The 15,095-nt window shown below is 70.8% G+C and carries 13 protein-coding genes; 3 read left to right on the top strand and 10 right to left on the bottom strand.

Annotation, left to right across the window (positions count from 1 at the left end):
• Positions 1–91: 91 nt before the first annotated feature.
• Positions 92–787 carry a bifunctional DNA primase/polymerase gene (locus tag ABT115_RS18340; protein WP_351790525.1) on the top strand — a complete coding sequence of 232 codons (696 nt, stop codon included), beginning with the start codon at positions 92–94 and terminating at the stop codon, positions 785–787.
• A gap of 18 nt (positions 788–805) precedes the next feature.
• Here the strand turns inward: ABT115_RS18340 and ABT115_RS18335 are convergent, their stop codons facing one another.
• Both ABT115_RS18335 and ABT115_RS18330 read right to left on the bottom strand, forming a co-directional pair.
• Entirely contained in the window at positions 806–1,699 is an 894-nt protein-coding gene (locus ABT115_RS18335) for an alpha/beta fold hydrolase (RefSeq protein WP_351790523.1), read from the bottom strand.
• A 604-nt stretch (positions 1,700–2,303) separates the two neighbouring features.
• Positions 2,304–2,996, bottom strand: coding sequence for an iron-dependent transcriptional repressor DtxR (locus ABT115_RS18330; RefSeq protein WP_351790520.1), 693 nt, complete (start codon positions 2,994–2,996; stop codon positions 2,304–2,306).
• A 205-nt stretch (positions 2,997–3,201) separates the two neighbouring features.
• Here ABT115_RS18330 and ABT115_RS18325 point away from each other — a divergent pair, with 205 nt between their 5' ends.
• Positions 3,202–3,963: an SIS domain-containing protein gene (locus ABT115_RS18325; protein ID WP_351790517.1), complete on the top strand. Its 762-nt coding sequence runs from the start codon at positions 3,202–3,204 to the stop codon at positions 3,961–3,963.
• A 56-nt stretch (positions 3,964–4,019) separates the two neighbouring features.
• On the opposite strand, the gene pdxH is transcribed toward ABT115_RS18325, so the two are convergent.
• Positions 4,020–4,646, bottom strand: a complete 627-nt coding sequence (gene pdxH / locus ABT115_RS18320) for a pyridoxamine 5'-phosphate oxidase (RefSeq protein WP_351790634.1) — start codon at positions 4,644–4,646, stop codon at positions 4,020–4,022.
• A gap of 221 nt (positions 4,647–4,867) precedes the next feature.
• Between pdxH and ABT115_RS18315 the strand changes: the two genes are divergently transcribed.
• Positions 4,868–5,977, top strand: a complete 1,110-nt coding sequence (locus ABT115_RS18315; protein WP_351790631.1) for a citrate synthase 2 — start codon at positions 4,868–4,870, stop codon at positions 5,975–5,977.
• A gap of 40 nt (positions 5,978–6,017) precedes the next feature.
• Here the strand turns inward: ABT115_RS18315 and ABT115_RS18310 are convergent, their stop codons facing one another.
• The 7 genes from ABT115_RS18310 to ABT115_RS18280 form a co-directional block, all read right to left on the bottom strand.
• Entirely contained in the window at positions 6,018–6,611 is a 594-nt protein-coding gene (locus tag ABT115_RS18310; RefSeq protein WP_502969117.1) for a TetR/AcrR family transcriptional regulator, read from the bottom strand.
• The gene (locus ABT115_RS18305) at positions 6,599–7,336 is read right to left on the bottom strand and encodes an enoyl-CoA hydratase family protein (protein ID WP_351790511.1); all 738 of its coding nucleotides are present in this window, start codon (positions 7,334–7,336) and stop codon (positions 6,599–6,601) included. The genes ABT115_RS18310 and ABT115_RS18305 overlap by 13 nt, the downstream gene beginning before the upstream one ends.
• Before the next feature lie 133 nt (positions 7,337–7,469).
• Complete coding sequence (locus tag ABT115_RS18300) at positions 7,470–8,630, bottom strand: acyl-CoA dehydrogenase family protein (RefSeq protein WP_351790509.1); 1,161 nt, start codon at positions 8,628–8,630, stop codon at positions 7,470–7,472.
• Positions 8,627–10,561: an acetyl/propionyl/methylcrotonyl-CoA carboxylase subunit alpha gene (locus tag ABT115_RS18295; protein ID WP_351790628.1), complete on the bottom strand. Its 1,935-nt coding sequence runs from the start codon at positions 10,559–10,561 to the stop codon at positions 8,627–8,629. The genes ABT115_RS18300 and ABT115_RS18295 overlap by 4 nt, the downstream gene beginning before the upstream one ends.
• Before the next feature lie 278 nt (positions 10,562–10,839).
• Positions 10,840–12,447 carry an acyl-CoA carboxylase subunit beta gene (locus ABT115_RS18290; protein ID WP_351790507.1) on the bottom strand — a complete coding sequence of 536 codons (1,608 nt, stop codon included), beginning with the start codon at positions 12,445–12,447 and terminating at the stop codon, positions 10,840–10,842.
• Positions 12,444–14,162: an acyclic terpene utilization AtuA family protein gene (locus tag ABT115_RS18285; protein WP_351790504.1), complete on the bottom strand. Its 1,719-nt coding sequence runs from the start codon at positions 14,160–14,162 to the stop codon at positions 12,444–12,446. Before ABT115_RS18285 ends, ABT115_RS18290 begins: the two co-directional genes overlap by 4 nt.
• Positions 14,159–14,953 carry a TIGR03084 family metal-binding protein gene (locus ABT115_RS18280; protein ID WP_351790501.1) on the bottom strand — a complete coding sequence of 265 codons (795 nt, stop codon included), beginning with the start codon at positions 14,951–14,953 and terminating at the stop codon, positions 14,159–14,161. The genes ABT115_RS18285 and ABT115_RS18280 overlap by 4 nt, the downstream gene beginning before the upstream one ends.
• Positions 14,954–15,095 lie beyond the last annotated feature (142 nt).

Raw genomic sequence — 15,095 nt, 5'->3', positions numbered from 1 at the left:
TCCCACGCATGCATCCATGCGCCCCGCATGCCGGATCGATGAGACGTGACCACGGCCGTGACCCCGGGTGGAGGCGGTAGTTGTGCTGTGCGTGGAAGAGCCCATCGAGGTCGAAGAACCCATCGGAGTCACAGAAACCGCGAAGATCCCCCGGCCACGGAGCGAGCAACTGCACGATGCCGCAGTGTGGTACGCGGAGGAGCGGCACTGGGACGTGTGCCCCGGCACCTGGCTGGAGGCGGCGGAGGGGGCCGAGCAGTGCTCGTGCGGTGACGTCGACTGCCACTCCCCCGGCGCCCACCCCGCCGGACCCGACTGGGCGGGCCAGGCGACCGGCAGCGGTGCCGCGGCCCGCCGGATGTGGTCCGAGCACCCCGGGGCGTCGATCCTGTTGCCCACCGGCCGCGCCTTCGACGCGATCGACGTACCGGAGTCCGCCGGCTTCCTCGCCCTCGCCCGGACGGAGCGGATGGACGTGCCGCTCGGGCCCGTCACCCGCACCCCCGACCGGCGGATGTTCTTCTTCGTCCTGCCGGGTACGGCGCCCAAAGTGGACGATCTGGTACGGAAGCTGGGCTGGCGGGCCACCGCGATCGATCTCGTCGGCCGCGGCGACGGTCACTACGTGACGGGGCCACCGACCCGGGTCGGCAGGCGCGGGCCCGTGCAATGGGCCCGCCGCCCCACGTCCGCCAACCGGTGGCTGCCGGACGCGGAGGAGCTCATCATCCCGCTCGCCTACGCCTGCGCGCGGGAAGCGGCCGACGCACGGGCGCGCCGGCTGTAGTTGCAAAAAAGTCCTTCGTTACGGGGAGACGGGCTCGCGGTCGCCCTGGGGGTCGTCGGCAAACTGCTCCAGGAAGGGTTCGACCGCCGCGCGCCAGCCCTCCGGCTGGTCGTAGTGGACGAGATGGCTGGCGTCGGCCACTTCCGCGTACTGCCCGCGCGGCAGTACGCGGACCATCTCCTGGGCCTCCGCCCGGCCCAGCTCGCCGTCGAGGCCGCGGAGCACCAGGGCCGGGCACCGGACCTGTGCCAGCTCCTCCCAGTGCGCGTCGAACACCCAGGTCGCGCGGGACTGGAGCATCTGGCGGCGGGAGAAGACGGGGCGCCAGCCGTCGGCCCGCTCGGCCATCACCTCGGCGAAGAATTCGCCGCGGGCGGGGTTGGGCCGCTCCACCCTGAGGTCCTCCTCGCCGAACCACTTCCGGACGTCGGCGAGCGTCGCGAACGGAACCGGCCAGGACTTGAACCAGTCCTCCCACTCCCGCTGCGAGGCCGCGCCGAGCGCGGAGGCCCGCATGTCGCAGATGACCAGTGCCCGGACGAGGTCGGGGCGCTTCGCGGCGAGCTGCCAGGCGGTGAGCGCTCCCATCGAATGCCCGACGAGGGTGACGGGGGCGAGGCCGAGCTGTTCGATCGCCGCCTCGGCGTCGGCGACGTACGCCTCACGGGTGTACGACCCTTCGGCCGGCTTCTCGCTGCGGCCGTGCCCTCGCTGGTCGAGGCCGACAGCGCGGTGCCGCTCGGCGAGCCAGCGGGCGGTCGAGGCCCAGTGCGAAGCCCGGCCCATCAAACCGTGAAGCAACAAGACCCCGGGGGCGCGCTCGCCCTCCGTGCGCCCTTTGGGTGGGTCGGCGAACTCCCAGGCCGCGAGGCGTACGCCGTCGGTCCCGGTCACATCGATGCGCCGCACCATTGTTCTGGCACCCCCTTCTGGTACTCGATCACCGCTCGATCACCGTGTGGTCGCGTCACGCAGACTATCGAACGTTTATTCGAAAACCGGGTTCCGGCATTCAACACCCCTCGTTCGAGTGACCGGGTCCAAGGATTGGCGGCGGCCACGGAGGGGAGATTTTCTCCGGGAGGCGGGCCACTCGGGGATGAGGGCCCGTGGGGACCGACCTTGAGAGCTCGGGGCTCCGGGTCGGGACAGGGGGAGGACAGGCCCCGGCGCCGAAAGGCGCCGGGGCCCTCTGCCGTTCGAGGAGCGGCCGTTCGAGAAGCGCCCGTAGCCGGAACGCTTTCGCGGGCGGCCGGGACCGCGACAGCAACCTTCCGGCGTGCATGCCAGACATACCGGTACGACGGGCGCATGCGCCTGCTTCCTCCCCGACCGCGCGACCAGGTGGCGGACACTCTCAGGTACGACTCCGCCACAGCCTGGCACGCGATCCGCTCCGGCGCTGCGATTCCGGGCGGAAAAACGGAAAGCGGACTTACACTTCAGCGCCCTGCCAGCACTCGGCCGACGAAACCCGCCAGCGGCGCCCGTCGATGGCGCCCATCAGCGGCGCCCGTCAGCGCTTGGCCACGAACACATGCGAGGCGATCTCGGCACCCAGCTCCGCCGCCTCGCCACTGCTGCCGACCAGCACCCCGCCGGGCGACTGGGTCACGCTGACCACGGAGCCGGGCTGAACACCCGCCCGCCGCAGCGTGTACATAAGCTGGGCATCCGTCTGGATCGGCTCACCGATCCGGCGCACGACCACAGTCTTGCCGTCGGCGCCCGGGTCGAGATCCGACAGGCTCACCATGCCCGCGTCGAGGAACGGGTCGGCCTCGGCCTTCTCGCCCAGCTCCTCCAGGCCCGGGATCGGATTCCCGTACGGGGACTCCGTCGGGTGGCGCAGCAGCTCCAGCACCCGCCGTTCCACGGCCTCGCTCATCACATGCTCCCAGCGGCATGCCTCTGCGTGGACCTGCTCCCACTCCAGGCCGATCACGTCGACGAGCAGGCACTCGGCGAGCCGGTGCTTGCGCATGACGCGGGTCGCGAGGCGGCGCCCCTCGCCGGTCAGCTCCAGGTGGCGGTCGCCCGCGACCTGCACCAGGCCGTCGCGCTCCATGCGCGCCACCGTCTGGCTGACCGTCGGACCGCTCTGGTCCAGTCGTTCGGCAATCCGGGCGCGCATGGGGACCACACCCTCCTCTTCGAGTTCGAGGATGGTGCGGAGATACATCTCCGTAGTGTCGATCAGTCCGGACATTCGTGCCCCTCGATGCTGTGACATGAAAACCTGGTGCGCTGCCCCTGACCCAATTCTGACGCATACCACCGACAACCGTGCCGTGCCGACCGAACACTGTGCAGCGGAGCGGCGTGGGCGGTGTTGACAGGCCACTGGTCCAGACCTCAACGTGATCCGCGGCACGGACACCCCACAATCCTCCCCGCCGGAAAGGGTCACCTCGATGAGCGAGCGCAAGCTGGCAGGTCAGTTCTTCGACGCAGCGATCGGCCTGCTGGAGCGCGTACGCGACGAGGAGTCCGGCAGCATCGCGGCCGCCGGTGCCGCGATCGCCGACACCGTCGCCGCGGGCGGCAGGCTCTTCGCCTTCGGCGCCGGGCACTCCTCGCTCGCCGCGCAGGACGTCGTCTACCGGGCAGGCGGACTCGCCCTGATGAACCTGCTGGCCGTGCCGGGGACGGTCGGCGTCGACGTCATGCCCGCGACCCTCGGCTCGGCACTGGAGCGGGTCGACGGGCTGGCGGGCGCGGTGCTCGATTCCAGCCCGGCCAGGGCGGGCGACGTCCTCGTGATCATCTCGCTCTCGGGGCGCAACGCGCTTCCGGTGGAGATGGCAATGAATGCGCGGGCGCTCGGCCTGAAGGTCATCGGCGTCACTTCGGTGGCGTACGCGGAAGGTACCCGGTCCCGGCACAGCTCGGGCGGCTTCCTGCGGGACCACTGCGACATCGTGCTCGACAGCAAGATCTCCATTGGTGACGCGGAGCTGACCGCAGACGGCATCGAGGCACCGTTCGCACCCGCATCGACGGTCGTCACCAGCGCGGTGATGCAGGCGATGATGGCCGCCGCGGCGGAGCAGCTCGTGGAGCGGGGAGTCGAGCCGCCGATGCTGCGGTCGGGGAACGTCGACGGCGGTCACGAGTGGAACGGGCGCGTCATGACGGAGTACCGGGACCGGATCTTCTACCGCCACGCGGGGTGACCCGGGCCGTCCGGTGAACGGTTCCGTCCTTTTACGGGCACAGGCGCTCGACGCTTTTACGGGCACAGACGCTCGACGCGCCAGCCTTCGCCCTCACGTACGTACCTCAACCGGTCGTGCAGCCGGTTCTCGTGGCCCTGCCAGAACTCGATCGTGTCCGGTACGACGCGGAAGCCGCCCCAGTTCGGGGGCGCGGGAATGTGTTCGCCCTCCGGGTAGCGGGCCGCGAGTTCCTCGTAGCGTTCGAGCAGCTCGTCGCGGGAGCCGATCACCGTCGACTGGGCGCTCGCCCAGGCGCCCAACTGGGAGCCGTGGGGGCGGGTGCGGAAGTAGGCAACCGTCTCGTCGCGGCCGACGCGGGCCGCTGTGCCGGTGACGATGACCTGGCGGGCCATGGGGTGCCAGGGGAAGAGCAGCGAGACGTACGGGTTGGCGGTCAGTTCGCGGCCCTTGCGGGATTCGTAGTTGGTGAAGAAGACGAAACCGCGGTTGTCGTACTTCTTCAGCAGCACCGTGCGTGAGGACGGCCGGCCCTCGGGGGTGGCGGTGGAGACCACCATGGCGTTGGGCTCATGGAGCAGCCCGCCCACGGCGACCTGCCGGAACCAGTGGGCGAACTGCTGCATCGGGTCGGCGGCCAGTGTGTCCTCGGTGAAACCCTCGGAGCGGTACTGCTCGCGCATCGCGGCCGGATCGGTGATGGAATCAGAAGGGGAGTCTGCGGTGGGCACGGGGCCATCCTGCCGCAGCGCCCGAGTCTGCCCGGCAAGGAGGGGCATCGATCCGTCACCGGTGAATCGCGAAGCTGTGCCGGATGTCACGCTTCCCCGCGTCGTGGGAACCCGCCAATATCGTGGGGCAGGCCACTGTGGCCTCCGTACAGCCGTCGACCGAGGGAGCCGCCATGTCCGACTTCGTTCCGGGACTAGAGGGAGTCGTCGCGTTCGAGACGGAGATCGCCGAACCGGACAAGGCAGGCGGCGCGCTGCGATACCGCGGTGTCGACATCGAGGATCTCGTCGGCCATGTGTCGTTCGGAAATGTCTGGGGTCTGCTGGTCGACGGGGCGTTCAGTCCCGGTCTGCCGCCGGCCGAGCCATTCCCGATCCCGGTGCACTCCGGTGACATCCGGGTCGACGTGCAGTCCGCGCTGGCGATGCTCGCTCCCGTCTGGGGTCTGAAACCGCTGCTCGACATCGATGAGCGGACGGCGCGCAACGATCTGGCGCGGGCCGCCGTGATGGCGTTGTCGTACGTCGCCCAGTCGGCGCGCGGGCAGGGGCTGCCGATGGTTCCGCAGAGTGAGATCGACAAGGCACAGTCCGTGGTCGAGCGGTTCATGATCCGCTGGCGCGGGGAGCCGGACCCCAAGCACGTCAAGGCCGTCGACGCGTACTGGACATCGGCCGCCGAGCACGGCATGAACGCCTCCACGTTCACCGCCCGCGTCATCGCGTCGACCGGTGCCGATGTGGCAGCAGCGCTGTCGGGGGCGGTGGGCGCGATGTCGGGGCCGCTGCACGGTGGTGCGCCGTCCCGGGTCCTCGGCATGATCGAGGAGATCGAGCGGACCGGGGATGCCACCGCGTATGTGAAGAAGGCCCTGGACAAGGGTGAGCGGCTGATGGGCTTCGGGCACCGGGTCTACCGGGCGGAGGACCCGCGGGCGCGCGTTCTGCGTCGTACGGCCGAGGAGTTGGGTGCGCCGCGCTTCGAGGTGGCGCGGGCGCTGGAGAGGGCCGCGCTGGAGGAGCTGCACGCGCGCCGCCCGGACCGGGTGCTGGCGACGAACGTGGAGTTCTGGGCGGCGATCATGCTGGACTTCGCGGAGGTTCCGGCGCACATGTTCACGTCGATGTTCACGTGTGCGCGCACGGCGGGCTGGTCGGCGCACATTCTTGAGCAGAAGCGGACGGGGCGGCTGGTACGTCCTTCGGCGAGGTACGTCGGTCCGGGGCCGCGTGATCCCCGGGAGATCGAGGGGTTTGCGCAGATCACAGATCTGGGGAACTGACGGTCCCGGAGCGCACGGCCGGGCACGCCGGTCCGCGCTCTCAGCCCAACGCCTCGTCCACGAGCGCCGCCCACTGCGCCACGACCCTCCGACGCCGGGCGGTGTCGTCGGTGAGTACGTTGGCCAGGCCCAGGCCGCGGGCCATGTCGAGGAGTCCCTGGACGGTTTCGCGTACGCCGGGCTTCGTCTCGTCGGCGGTGAGAAGTTCGACGGCGATGCGGTGGGTCTCGCGGCCGACCCGGGCTTCGAGTTCGGTGACGCGGGGGCGGAGTTGTTCCTCGTTGGACGCGGCGACCCAGAGCTGGAGTGCGGCGCGGAAGAGCGGGCCGGTGTAGAGGTCGACGAGGGCGGCGACGACGGCCGTGCGGCCCTGGACTGGCAGGGCGCGCAAGGCGGCGGAGCGTTCTTCGGCGACGTATTCGACGGCTGCGGTGAACAGGTCCTCGCGGGTCGGGAAGTGGTGCTGGGCGGCGCCGCGCGAGACGCCTGCGCGTTCGGCGACGACGGAGACGGTGGAGCCCGCCCAGCCGTGTTCGGCGAGGCAGGCGACCGCGGCTTCGAGGAGTCGCTGGCGGGTGGCGCGGCTGCGGTCCTGCTTGGGGGTCCGGTCGGTGGAGGGCATTACAACACCCATGTGGGGTCCCGTCGTTCGAGGAAGGCCGTCATTCCTTCCCGTGCCTCGGCGGAGGCGAAGAGTGCTGCCGAGCGGGCGATGAGGTCTTCGGCGTACTGGTCGAAACTCCTCAGCACAGTAGCTGTGACCAGCTCCTTCGATGCTGCCAGCCCCTGCGGTGAGGCCTTGCGCAGTCCGTCCAGTACGGGCACGAGGGCCTTGTCCACGTCCTCGGCGGCGATGGTGATCAGGGAAATGCGGGCGGCCTCGGTGGCGTCGAAGCGTTCGCCGGTGAGGTAGTAGCGGGCGGCGGCGCGCGGGTCGGTGCGGGGCAGTAGTGGCATGGAGATGACGGCGGGGGCGAGGCCGAGCCGGGATTCGGTGAGGGCGAACGAGGCGCCGGGGCCGGCGACGGAGATGTCGCAGGCGCTGAGCAGTCCGAGGCCGCCCGCCCGGACGTGTCCCGTGACCCGGGCGATGACGGGCTTGGGCAGTGCGACGATCTGCCGCATCAGAGCGACGAAGGCTGCCGGGTCGGGCGGCTCGGTCAGGTCCGCGCCCGCGCAGAACGTGTTGCCGGTGTGGGTGAGGACGACGGCTCGTACGGTGTCGTCGGCCGCGCACGCGTCCAGGGCGGTGGAGAGCTCGCCGACCAACTGCGCGGAGAGTGCGTTGCGGTTGGCCGGCGAGTCGAGGGTGAGGGCGGTGATGCCCCGGTCGTGGGTGGGTTCGGCGAGCGGCGTCATGCGGTTCGGCTCCTTGTCCCGGGCGGGCCGCTGTCGTGGGCAGCGCCGCGCACAGTTCGTCGTCGGTATCGCGCGGGCAGACATCCGGCCGCCCGGTACAGGGCATCACGTCGGCCTGGTACAGGGCATCGCGTCAGTACGACTTGGGCAGCCCCAGGGACTGGTGGGACACGTAGTTCAGGATCATTTCCCGGCTGACGGGTGCGATCCGGGCGACGCGGGCCGCCGCGATCAGGGATGCGAGGCCGTATTCGCGGGTGAGGCCGTTGCCGCCGAGGGTGTGCACGGCCTGGTCGACGGCTTTGACGCAGGCTTCGCCGGCCGCGTACTTCGCCATGTTGGCGGCCTCACCGGCACCGATGTCGTCGCCGTCGTCGTACAGCCGGGCGGCCTTCTGCATCATCAGCCGGGCCAGTTCCAGTTCGATGTGGGCCTGGGCGAGGGGGTGGGCGATGGCCTGGTGGGAGCCGATGGGTTCCTTCCACACCTGGCGGGTCTTCGCGTACTCGACGGCGCGGGCGAGTGCGTAGCGGCCCATGCCGATGCCGAATGCGGCGGTCATGATGCGTTCGGGGTTGAGCCCGGCGAAGAGCTGGAGCAGTCCGGCGTCCTCTTCGCCGACGAGGGCGTCGGCGGGCAGCCGTACGTCGTCGAGGACCAGCTCGAACTGCTTCTCCGGTGCCTGGAGTTCCATGTCGATCTGCGAGCGCCGGAAGCCGGGTGTGTCGCGCGGGACGATGAAGAGACAGGGCTTGAGCCTGCCCGTCCTGGCGTCCTCGGTGCGGCCGACGACGAGGGTGGCGTCGGCGATGTCGACGCCGGAGACGAAGACCTTGCGCCCGGTGAGCAGCCAGTTCTCGCCGTCGCGGCGGGCGGTGGTGGTGATGCGGTGGGAGTTGGATCCGGCATCGGGTTCGGTGATGCCGAAGGCCATGGTGAGGGAGCCGTCGGCGAGGCCCGGGAGCCATTGCTGCTTCTGGGTGTCGGTGCCGAAGCGGGCGATGACGGTGCCACAGATCGCCGGGGAGACGACCATCATCAGCAGCGGACTGCCCGCCGCACCCAATTCCTCCAGGACGATGGAGAGTTCGGCCATGCCACTGCCACCGCCGCCGTACTCCTCCGGGAGGTTCACCCCGAGGTAGCCGAGCTTGGCCGCTTCGGTCCACAGTTCGCGCGGGTGGGCTCCGTCGCGTACGACGGACGTCATGTAGTCACGCCCGTACCGCTTTCCGAGTGCGGCGACGGCGGCGCGCAGGGCTTGCTGCTCTTCAGTTTCGAGGACGGTACTCATGGGGTCGGTTCCTCCTGTACGACGGCGAGCAGGGCGCCGACCTCCACCTGGAGGCCGGGGGTCGCGTGCAGTGCGGTGAGGGTGCCGGAGGCGGGGGCGAGGATGCGGTGTTCCATCTTCATCGCCTCCAGCCAGATCAGTGGCTGCCCGGCTTCGACCGTCACCCCGGCCCCGAGCCCGTCCGCGACGCGGACGACGGTGCCGGGCATGGGGGCGAGCAGGGAGCCGGGTGCGGTCCGGTCGGTGGGGTCGGTGAAGCGGGGCAGGGCGGTGAAGGTGTACGAGCCGGTGGCGGTGTCCACGTACACCTTGTCCCGGTGGACGGCGATGGCGAAGTGGCGGGTGACGGAGCCGACTTCGAGGGTGACGTGGTCGGGGCGGGCGGCGATGACCCGTTCTCCGGTTTCGGGGACGGGGCCGGTGCGTGTGGTGCGGTAGGCGGCCTGGTGTTCGGCGCCGCCCGGTTCGGCGCGGTAGCGCTTGACCTGGGGCCCGGAGGTGATGTTGCGCCAGGCGCCGAAGCGGGCGGGGCCGGGGCCGTGGTGCCGGGTGGCGGCGTCGGCGAGGGCGGCGGCCAGGGCGGCGGTGCGGTGGTCCGCCTCGTCCGGGGCGTGGGTGAGGGCGTCCAGGTGGCGGTCGTAGAAGCCGGTGTCGAGGCGGGCGGCGCGGAAGTCGGGGTGACGCAGGGACCGTACGAGCAGGTCGCGGTTGGTGACCGGGCCGTGGATGCGGGCGCGTTCCAGGGCACGGGCGAGGAGGCGTACGGCTTCGCCCCGGGTGGGGGCGTGGGCGATGACCTTGGCGAGCATCGGGTCGTAGTGCACGCCGATGGTATCGCCGCCGGTGTATCCGGTGTCGAGGCGCAGTCCTGGTTCGTCCGGCACATCCAGGGTGAGCAGTGTTCCGGTCTGCGGTTGCCAGTCGCGGGCTGGGTCCTCGGCGTACAGGCGGGCCTCGACGGCGTGGCCGTGCGGCTCGGGGGGTGCGGTCGTGGGCAGCGGTTCGCCTTCCGCGATGCGCAGTTGCAGGGCGACGAGGTCCAGCCCGAAGACGGCTTCGGTGACGGGGTGTTCGACCTGGAGGCGGGTGTTCATCTCCAGGAAGTACGGCCGTCCGTCGGCTGCGAGGAGGAACTCGACGGTGCCCGCGCCCCGGTAGCCGACGGCGCGGGCGGCGGCGGTCGCCGCGTCGTGCAGCCGGGTACGCAGCGCGTCGTCGAGGCCGGGCGCGGGGGCCTCCTCGACCACCTTCTGGTGGCGTCGCTGGAGCGAGCAGTCCCGGGTGCCGAGCGCCCAGACACCGCCGTGCTCGTCGGCCATGACCTGGACCTCGACGTGCCGGCCGCGCTCCACGTACGACTCCGCGAAGACCTCGCCGTCCCCAAAGGCGGCAGCGGCCTCGGCGGAGGCTGCCGTCAACTCGCCTGACAGCGAGGCGAGTTCACGCACGATGCGCATGCCGCGCCCGCCGCCGCCCGCCGCCGCCTTCAGCAGCAGCGGAAGGTCGTCGGCGGTGGCCTGCTCCGTGTCGACGGGCGCGAGCAGCGGCACCCCGGCGGCGGCCATCAACTCCTTGGCGCGGGTCTTGGACGCCATCAGCTCGATGGCCTTGACCGGCGGCCCCACCCAGACGAGACCGGCGTCCTGCACGGCCTGAGCGAATGCGGCGTTCTCGGAGAGGAACCCGTAACCGGGGTGGACCGCGTCGGCGCCCGCCGCGAGCGCGGCGCGTACGACGAGGTCACCGCGGAGATAGGTGTCGGACGGGGCGGCACCCGGCAGCCGTACGGCGGTGTCCGCCTCCCGTACGTGCAGCGCGTCGGCGTCCGCGTCGGAGAACACGGCGACCGTGGCGATGCCCAGCGCACGGCAGGTGCGGAAGATCCGGCAGGCGATCTCGCCCCGGTTGGCCACCAGAAGCGAGCGAATCATGGCTGGCATGAGAGAAAACTCTTTCCACTAAGACACCGCAACCATCAATTGAGAAACCCCCGCGGCGAGCAACCACCTCCGCGAGAGCGACGGCGGTTTAGACCGACCGGCAAATGGGAGGCGGCGTCGCGATGCTGGGCACGCGCATCTGCGGCGTTGTCGTCAGTCAACAACGCTCCGCGTTGCCTCCCTCCTCCGTCTTGCAGCTGCACGCACCCAGCCCCGCTCCTTCTCCCACCCCCCATTTGCCGGTCGGTCTTAGCCGCAAAAGGGCCGCCTCACATCCGGAAGATTCCGAAGCCGCCGCGGGCGCCTTCGACCGGGGCGGTGTGGATCGCGGACAGGCACATCCCGAGGACGGTCCTGGTGTCGCGCGGGTCGATGACCCCGTCGTCGTACAGCCGCCCGGACAAGAACATCGGCAGCGACTCGGACTCGATCTGCTGCTCGACCATGGCACGCAGCCCGGCGTCCGCCTCGTCGTCGTAGGGCCGTCCCTTCGCGGCGGCGGAGGCGCGGGCGACGATGGACAGCACCCCGGCGAGCTGCTGTGGCCCCATGACGGCGGACTTGCTGCTGGGCCAGGCGAAGAGGAAGCGCGGGTCGTACGCCCGTCCGCACATGCCGTAGTGCCCGGCCCCGTACGAGGCGCCCATCAGCACGGACAGATGCGGGACCTTGGAGTTCGACACCGCGTTGATCATCATCGCGCCGTGTTTGATGATGCCGCCCTGCTCGTACTCCTTGCCGACCATGTAGCCGGTGGTGTTGTGCAGGAAGAGCAGCGGGATGTCGCGCTGGTTGGCGAGCTGGATGAACTGGGCGGCCTTCTGCGACTCCTCGCTGAACAGCACCCCTTGCGCGTTGGCGAGGATGCCGACGGGATAGCCGTGGAGCGTCGCCCACCCGGTCACCAGGCTGGTCCCGTACAGCGGCTTGAACGCGTCGAAGTCGGAGCCGTCGACGAGCCGGGCGATGACCTCGCGCGGGTCGAAGGGCACCTTCAGGTCGCCGGGCACGATGCCGATCAGCTCGTCCTCGTCGTACTTCGGCGGTTCGGCGGGGCCCGGATCGGCGTGCGCCTTGCGCCAGTTGAGGCGGGCGACGATCCGGCGGGCCTGGCGCAGCGCGTCCTGCTCGTCGACGGCGAAGTGGTCGGCGAGCCCGGAGGTGCGGGCGTGCATCTCAGCGCCGCCGAGCGATTCGTCGTCGCTCTCCTCGCCGGTCGCCATCTTCACCAGGGGCGGTCCGCCGAGGAAGACCTTGGACCGGTCCTTGATCATGACGGTGTGGTCGGACATGCCGGGGACGTACGCCCCACCGGCGGTCGAGTTCCCGAAGACGACGGCCACGGTCGGGATGCCTGCCGCCGACAGCCGGGTGAGGTCGCGAAACAACGCCCCGCCCGGGATGAAGATCTCCTTCTGTGACGGGAGATCGGCGCCCCCCGACTCGACGAGGCTGATGCAGGGCAGCCGGTTGGCGAAGGCGATCTCGTTCGCCCGCAGGGCCTTCTTCAGGGTCCAGGGGTTGGAGGCGCCGCCGCGTACGGTCGGGTCGTTGGCGGTGATCAGGCACTCCACGCCCGACACCACTCCGATTCCGGTGACGAGCGAGGCACCGACGGTGTACTCGGGGGAGGCACTCCCCCAGGCGGCGAGCGGCGACAGCTCCAGGAACGGGGTGTCCTCGTCGATCAAGAGCTCGATCCGCTCCCGGGCCAGCAGCTTGCCGCGCGAGCGGTGCCGCTCGGTGTACTTCTCACCGCCGCCCGCCTGCGCCTTGGCGTGCTCGCCGGCCAACTCGTCGAGTTTCGCGAGCATGGCTGCGCGGTTCGCGGCGTATTCGGGGCTCGCGGTGTCGAGCCCGGTGGGCAGGACGGTCATGCGTTCACCTCCGGTGCGTGGGCGGCTTCCAGCAGCGATACGGGAATGGGGAGATGCCGGGAGCGCAGCCACTCCCCGACCGCCTTGGCCTGCGGATCGAACCGGTGCTGGGCGGCGACGCCCTCACCGAGCAGCCCGTGTACGACGAAGTTCAGGGCGCGGAGGTTCGGCAGGACATGGCGTACGACGGTGAGGCCGGCGGTCTCCGGCAGCAGCTCCCGCAGCCGTTCGACGGTCAGCTCATGGGCCAGCCACCGCCAGGCGTCGTCGCTGACGGCCCACACCCCTACGTTGGCGTCCCCGCCCTTGTCACCGCTGCGGGTACCCGCGACCCGGCCGAGCGGGGCGGTCCGGGTGGGTACGTCGGACGGAAGGGGCTCGGGCAGCGGAGGCTCCCCGGTTTCCCGGAGGGGCTGCGTCCGTACGGGGGGCTGTTGGCTCTCCCGCCGCCCGCCCGGGAGTACGGCGACATGCGGGACCTCGTCGGACGGTACGTACTTCGCCTCGAACACCCCGTACGGTGCGCCCTTTCCGGGCGGGGCCGTGACATGAAAGCCCGGGTAGCTGCCGAGGGCGAGTTCGACGGCGGCGCCGGAGACCGCGCGTCCGACGGCTTCCGGGTCCTGGCCGCGGACGACGAGCCGGAGCAGCGCGCTCGCGGTCTCCTCGGTGGCGGCGTCGGACCGGTCGGTGCGCACCAGTTCCCACCTCACTTCGCCGGGTTGGCTGCCGGATCGGGCGAAGGAATCCGCGAACTGGTCCCGCACCAGCCGCGCCTTGGCCTCGATGTCCAGCCCGGTGAGCACGAAGAGGACTTCGTTGCGCCAGCCGCCGAGCCGGTTGAGCCCGACTTTGAGGGTGGGCGGCGGGGCCTCACCGCGCACGCCGGAGATCCGCACCCGGTCGGGGCCGTCCTGGGTCAGCGTCACGGTGTCGAGCCGGGCGGTGACGTCCGGTCCGGCGTACCGGGCTCCGCCGGTCTCGTACAACAACTGGGCGGTGACGGTGCCGACATCGACGACTCCGCCTGTGTGGTCGTGCTTGGTGATGACGGACGAACCGTCGGCATGGATCTCGGCGAGCGGGAAGCCGGGCCGGCGGATGTTGTGGCCACGGAAGAACGAGTAGTTCCCCCCGGTGGCCTGCGTTCCGCACTCCAGTACGTGTCCGGCGACGACGGCCCCTGCGAGAGCGTCGTGGTCGTCCGGTCCCCAGCCGAAGTGGGCGGCCGCGGGCCCGGTGACGAGGGCGGCGTCGGTGACCCGCCCGGTGACGACGACATCGGCGCCCGCGGTGAGGCAGGCAGCGATGCCGGCGCCGCCGAGGTAGGCGTTGGCGGTGAGGAATCCCTCGGGTACGGGGAGGCTGTCGCCCTCCACATGGGCGACCCGCACTGGCACACCCACCTTCTGAGCCAACTCCCTGACGGCGTCGGCCAGTCCGGCCGGGTTGAGCCCTCCGGCATTGGTGACGATCTTCACCCCGCGCTCGTGGGCGAGCCCGAGGCCCTCTTCGAGCTGGCGCAGGAAGGTGGTGGCGTACCCGCGCGTGGGGTCCTTGAGCCGGTTCCGGCCGAGGATGAGCATGGTCAGCTCGGCGAGGTAGTCGCCGGTGAGGATGTCGAGGGGCCCGCCGGTGAGCATCTCCCGTACGGCGTCGAAGCGGTCGCCGTAGAACCCGGAGGCGTTGCCGATCCGCAGGACCTGCCCGGTCACTTCCCGCCTCCCCGGGGCGAGCGGCCGGGGCCGGGCGGCCCGGCGAAGGCCTGGGCGATGTCGAGCCACCGGTCGGCATCGGGGCCGGTGGCCCGGACGGCCAGGTCGTCGCGGTGGGCGCGCTGGGTGACGAGGAGACAGAAGTCGACCAGTGGTCCACTGACGCGCTGCGATGCGCCTTCGGCACCGAACGCGATCACCTCACCGTCGGGCGCTTCCAGTTCGACCCGGAACTCCTCCTTGGGCACCTCGATGCCCCGCACCCGGTAGGCGTAGTCCCTGGCCCGCACCCCGATCCGGGCGACGTGCCGCAGCCGGGCGGTAGGGGTCCTGGTGACCCCGAGGGCGTCGGCGATGTCCTGACCGTGCGCCCAGGTCTCCATGATCCGGGCGGTCGCCATGGACGCGACGCTCATCGGCGGCCCGTACCAGGGGATACGGGCCCCGGCCGGTGCGTCCCGCAGCACCGTCTCAAGCCGCTCCCGCCCGCGCCGCCATCGCGCGAGGAGTGTCGCCGGATCCAGCACGGCCAGCTCCTCGGCCCCCCGGTCGACAAAGGTCTCGGGGGCCTCCATCGCCTTGGTGGCCTCCCGGGCGAAGGCGCCGGCGTCGGTCGCGGCCAGCAGGGCGACCTCGTCGGTCCAGGTGAGATGGGCGATCTGGTGCGCGATACTCCAGCCGGGGGCAGGGGTCGGCGCGGCCCACTGCCTGGCATTCAACTCCCGTACGAGTACGTCGAGTTCCTGGCTTTCTTCGCGCAGATCGTCGATCACGGCTGCGACATCGGGCACGGTGCGCTCCCCTCGGGGCAGGCGATGTGCCCAGGAGCATGGCAGCGAACCCATAAACAAGCAAGCAAGCTTGCATTATTTTCTGCCCCGCAACCGGAGCGACGGCAGGCTGTGCGCCCACCGCGTCCGGTAGCACCCTGCG

The sequence above is a fragment of the Streptomyces sp. NPDC001832 genome (assembly GCF_040297265.1).
Taxonomy (GTDB): Bacteria; Actinomycetota; Actinomycetes; order Streptomycetales; family Streptomycetaceae; genus Streptomyces.
This window is presented reverse-complemented; position numbering and strand designations above follow the sequence as displayed.